This window comes from Protofrankia sp. CiP1_Cm_nod3 (genome assembly GCF_982290655.1).
Genome location: NZ_CEVIVD010000038.1, coordinates 22,579 through 27,296 on the forward strand (window position 1 = coordinate 22,579; position 4,718 = coordinate 27,296).

5 protein-coding genes are annotated in these 4,718 nt (G+C 72.7%); 3 read left to right on the plus strand and 2 right to left on the minus strand.

The window, feature by feature from the left end:
- Positions 1-26 precede the first annotated feature (26 nt).
- On the plus strand, positions 27-1,019 hold the full coding sequence (locus tag AC5LUJ_RS10015; protein ID WP_250281858.1) for a tyrosine recombinase: 993 nt from the start codon (positions 27-29) through the stop codon (positions 1,017-1,019).
- 197 nt (positions 1,020-1,216) lie between these two features.
- On the opposite strand, the gene AC5LUJ_RS10020 is transcribed toward AC5LUJ_RS10015, so the two are convergent.
- The gene (locus AC5LUJ_RS10020; RefSeq protein WP_013874442.1) at positions 1,217-1,435 is read right to left on the minus strand and encodes a hypothetical protein; all 219 of its coding nucleotides are present in this window, start codon (positions 1,433-1,435) and stop codon (positions 1,217-1,219) included.
- Positions 1,436-2,052: 617 nt separating this feature from the next.
- Here AC5LUJ_RS10020 and npdG point away from each other — a divergent pair.
- The gene (gene npdG / locus AC5LUJ_RS10025) at positions 2,053-2,736 is read left to right on the plus strand and encodes an NADPH-dependent F420 reductase (RefSeq protein ID WP_250281833.1); all 684 of its coding nucleotides are present in this window, start codon (positions 2,053-2,055) and stop codon (positions 2,734-2,736) included.
- 188 nt (positions 2,737-2,924) lie between these two features.
- Complete coding sequence (locus tag AC5LUJ_RS10030) at positions 2,925-3,761, plus strand: helical backbone metal receptor (protein WP_493464819.1); 837 nt, start codon at positions 2,925-2,927, stop codon at positions 3,759-3,761.
- Between the two features lie 179 nt (positions 3,762-3,940).
- Here the strand turns inward: AC5LUJ_RS10030 and panB are convergent.
- The coding region (gene panB, locus AC5LUJ_RS10035; RefSeq protein WP_493464820.1) for a 3-methyl-2-oxobutanoate hydroxymethyltransferase at positions 3,941-4,718 on the minus strand (778 nt) is incomplete at its 5' end.

Sequence of the window (4,718 nt, forward strand, 5' to 3'; positions counted from 1 at the left end):
GGTGCGCGCAGGGTACGCGCGTGAGCATGCCGGCCGGCCCGGAGCCCGTGGCCGGGGACCCGGCCGTCGTGGTCGAGCGCTTCCTCGACCATCTGGCGGGCGAGCGCGGGCTCGCGCGCAACTCGGTCCTCGCCTACCGGCGCGACCTGCGCCGCTACCTGGAGCACCTGCACCTGCGCGGGGTGCGTTCGCTGGCCGATGTGGACGAGTCCGAGGTGGCCGAGTTCGCGGCCACCCTCCGGGAGGGGGCCGGCGAGCACCCGCCGCTGGCGACGTCGTCGGTGGCGCGGATGCTCGTCTCGGTCCGGTCGCTGCACCGCTTCGCCGCGCGGGAGGGCGAGGTCACCTCGGACGTCTCCCGGCCGGTGCGCCCGCCGACCCCGCCGCGCCGGCTGCCCAGGGCGCTCACCGTCGACCAGGTGGTGGCCGTTCTGCGCGCCGCGTCCGCGTCCGCCGCCGGCGGTCCCGGCGGTGATCCCGCCGAGGGGAGCCGGCAGCTGCGGGCGGCCGCGCTGCTGGAACTGCTCTACGGGACGGGCGCGCGCATCTCCGAGGCCGTCGGCCTCGACGTCGACGACCTGGATCTGGACGCGGCGTCGGTGCGGCTGCGCGGCAAGGGTGGCCGGGCCCGGGTCGTCCCGCTCGGCCGGTACGCCGGGGAGGCGCTGGCCGCCTACCTGGTCCGGGCGCGGCCGGTGCTGGCGAGCCGGCGGGCGTCCCCGGCGGTCTTCCTGTCCCGGCGGGGGACCAGGCTGTCGCGGCAGAGCGCCTGGACGGTGCTGCGGACCGCGGCCGTGGCGGCCGGCGTGGAGGGCGTGTCACCGCACGTGCTGCGGCACTCCTTCGCGACCCACCTGCTCGACGGCGGGGCCGACGTGCGGGTCGTCCAGGAGCTGCTGGGCCACGCGTCGGTGAGCACCACCCAGATCTACACGCTGGTCACGGTGGACCGGCTGCGCGAGGTGTACGCGACGTCGCATCCCCGGGCGCTGGGCAGCGCCCGGCCGGCCCGGAGCTGACGCGCTCCCGGCGCACACCCGCCACCTGCGCACGCCACCTGCGCACGCCACCTGGAGACGCTGCCCGGCTCATGCCGCCTCGCCTGTGGCCGCCCGCCCACGGCAGGACGGCCGGGCTGGCCGCGGGCGGGGCCACCAGCGGATGGGCGCCCGCCCGCGTCTGTCGGCCTGCCCTGTCGCCGGGCAGGCCGCGCGGCTCAGGACGGGGTGTACGGCCCCAGGCTCGGCATGCCGTTGGACGGGGCCGGCGTGGGCACCCCTCCGACGCCTCCGACGCCCTGCGTGCTGCGCTCGGCGAGTGTCTCGCCGACCTTGCGCGCGATCGCCTCCATCAGGCGCAGTGCCTGCGGCAGCGACAGGTTGAGCACCACTTCGCTGTCGTTCGTCATCGCGAAGCGAACCGATACGTCCGCCATTGCTCGACCTCTTCCGCCTGGTTCTGTGGATCTCGCCGCTGTTCGTGGAATGGAACGGTACGACCCGTCCTCGAACGACGCGCGGCCGGGGTTGTCCAACGTTCCATGGATGTCACGCAACGCCATGTCATGGTCGCGAAGTGTTGTAAGAACGGAATTGTTTCCGTCGTTCACCTTCTGCCGCTCCTCTGCCTGATCGGTACGGCCGCGTCCGTTGAGAAGACTCCCGCCCCCCGGCGTCCGCCGGCGTTCTACAGGACGATCAACGCCCGTAGCTGTCACGTTGTTCAGGCATAGTCCCGCATTCGCTCCCGGGTCGGGTGACCGGGGGTACCCATGGGTGAACCCAGGCGTATGGATACACTTCGAGCCAGTCGGAAGTACTCGGGGTGGCAGGATCAGGAGCGGTGGCCCGGCCGGGCCGGGTGACCAGGCTGGCCAGAGCGGGCTGGTCAGGGCCGGTTCGAGGGCAGGGCGGGTTCGGGCGACACCGGCCTCTCGGTGTTCCGGGGCCGCTTCGCCGCCCACCGGCCTCCGTGACCGGCGACGGATGCGCCTGATCGGTCCGCCGGCGATCAGAATGCCCTGTGGGCGGGTCATGCGGCAGGATGTGGCCCATGGGCTCTCCTGGCGATCTACCTGACGTCTCGTTGTTGACGATCTCCATCCTTGGTGGCACGGGACCACAGGGCCGCGGGCTCGGGCGCCGTCTGGCCATCGCGGGCAACCGGGTCGTGCTGGGCTCGCGTTCCGCCGAGCGCGCCGGGGAGACCGCCGCGAAACTGGGCGCGGCCGGCTGGGCTGTCACCGGCGCGGACAACGCCACCGCCGCCGCCGCCGGCGACATCGTGATCGTCGCCGTGCCCTGGGACGGCCACGGCGAGCTGCTCACCAGCCTGCGCGCCGAGCTCGCCGGCAAGATCATCATTGACTGCGTCAACCCGCTCGGCTTCGACAAGGGCGGCGCGTTCGTGCTCCCGGTGCCCGAGGGCAGCGCGGCCCAGCAGGCTGCGGCACTGCTGCCGGAGAGCGCTGTGGTGGCCGCGTTCCACCATGTCAGCGCGGTGCTGCTGGAGGACGAGACGGTCAGCGAGATCGACACCGACGTTCTTGTCCTGGGTGACGACCGGCAGGCCACCGACACCGTCATAGCCCTGGCGGGCCGGATCGCCGGCATCCGCGGGGTCTACGCGGGCAAGCTGCGCAACGCCGCCTCCGTCGAGGGGCTGACCGCGAACCTGATCTCGGTGAACAGGCGTTACAAGTCCCACGCGGGGCTACGTGTGACAGACGTTCAGTAACGTTTGGCGGTAATAGCTAGCTGTAGCAGCAGGTAGCAGCAGGTAGTGGCAGCTCGAGTCAGGCGTTCTGTGGCGAATGTTTCATCACAGTGTTCCCCCACGGGCGTCCGGCGTTCCCCCGCGGACGTCCGGCCCGGCTGGCGGGCCCGGCTGGCGTAGGTGGCAATCGACCGGGGTAGGTGGCGACGGTGACGGCGAGCGGCCGGGACGATCCCGGCATCGACGATCTCAGTAACATCGACGATCTTGGTGACGAAGTGGACGATCTTGGTAACGAGGTGGCGGTGCCCCGGCGGGTGACCCGTGTGGTCTCACTCGTCCCCAGCCTGACCGAAGCCATCGCGCACACCGCGCCCGGCCTGCTGGTCGGGGCGACGGCCTGGTGCTCCCGCCCGGCCGACCTCGACGTGACCCGCGTGCGCGGGACGAAGAACCCGGACATCGCCACGATCCTCTCCCTCGCCCCGGACGTGGTCTGCGCCAACGCCGAGGAGAACCGGGACGTCGATCTCGACCAGCTCCGGGCGGCCGGCGTCCCGGTGTGGGTGACGGCGCCGGCCAGCGTGGACGCCGCCCTGGTCAGCCTCGAGCGGATGCTGCGGGGCGCCTGCCGCCTCGACCGGCCGGACTGGCTGGCCGCCGCCCGCGCGACCTGGGCGGCCCCATACCGCGGGCCGCGGCGCAGCGCGCTGGTCCCGGTGTGGCGCCGGCCCTGGATGGCGGTGGGGCGGGAGACGTTCACCGGTGACGTCCTGCGCCGGCTCGGGGTCGACAACGTGCTCGCCGGCCATCCGCAGCGTTATCCCCGGATCCACCTGGACGAGGTGCCGCCCGTCGACCTGGTGGTGCTGCCCGACGAGCCGTACCCGTTCAGCCCCGCCGACGGCCCGGAGGCGTTCGGGGACACCCCGGTGGTGTGCGTCTCCGGCCGCCACCTGACCTGGTACGGGCCGTCCCTGGTATCGGCCCGCGCCGTCCTCGACGCCCAGCTCTCCCACCCGGTCACCACCCCCGCCCGCACCTGACATCCGCGGTGCCGTCGCCGCCGGCCCATGCCGGGGCCGGAGATAGGGCTGTCACGAACGGATACCACCCGCCCACGTCACGTCTTCTGATCAGCCCTGAAGGACGTGGGCGTGATGCTTTGACGACAACCGCTGGGCGGGCCTGGTGGTGGCGGCCTGCCCAGCGGTGTCGGGTGTGCTCAGTGGTAGCTGTGTTCGATGGTGGGGAAGGTGCCGCCGCGGACCTCCTCGGTGAAGCGCAGCGCCGCGTCGGCGAGGATGGAGCGCAGGTCGGCGTAGTGCTTGACGAACCGGGCGTGCGCGTCGGAGAGGCCGGCCATGTCCTGCCAGACCAGGACCTGCGCGTCGCAGTCCGGACCGGCCCCGATACCGATGACCGGGATGGTCAGCTCCTTGCTCACCCGGGCGGCGAGATCGGACGGGACCACCTCGAGCACGACGGCGAACGCGCCGGCCGCCTCCAGCGCGAGCGCGTCGGCGAGCAGGGCGTCACCGGCGTTGCCGCGGCCCTGCACCCGGTAGCCGCCGAGGACGTTCACGCTCTGCGGGGTCAGCCCGAGGTGGGCCATGACCGGGATGCCGGCTGCCACCAGCGCGGCGACCTGCGGGACCACCCGGGCGCCCCCTTCGAGCTTGACCGCCTGGGCGCCGCCGTCCTTCAGGAAACGCGCCGCGTTGTCGATCGCCTGCTCCACCGACTTCTGGTAGGAGCCGAAGGGCAGGTCCGCGACGACCATCGCGTGGGTGGTTCCGCGGACGACCGCGCGTACCAGCGACAGCATCTCCTCCACCGTCACCGGGACGGTGGTGTCGTAGCCGTAGACGACGTTGGCCGCCGAGTCGCCGACGAGCAGCACCGGCACGCCCACCTCGTCGAAGATGCGGGCGGTGGTCGCGTCGTAGGCGGTGAGCATCGCCCACTTCTCCCCGCGGTCCTTCGCTGCCTGGACCTCCCGG

Coding starts and splice junctions, on each gene's coding strand:
- AC5LUJ_RS10015 (WP_250281858.1), top strand. CDS start 27: ATGCCGGCCGGCCCGGAGCCCGTGGCCGGGGACCCGGCCGTCGTGGTC.
- AC5LUJ_RS10020 (WP_013874442.1), bottom strand. CDS start 1,435: ATGGCGGACGTATCGGTTCGCTTCGCGATGACGAACGACAGCGAAGTG.
- npdG (WP_250281833.1), top strand. CDS start 2,053: ATGGGCTCTCCTGGCGATCTACCTGACGTCTCGTTGTTGACGATCTCC.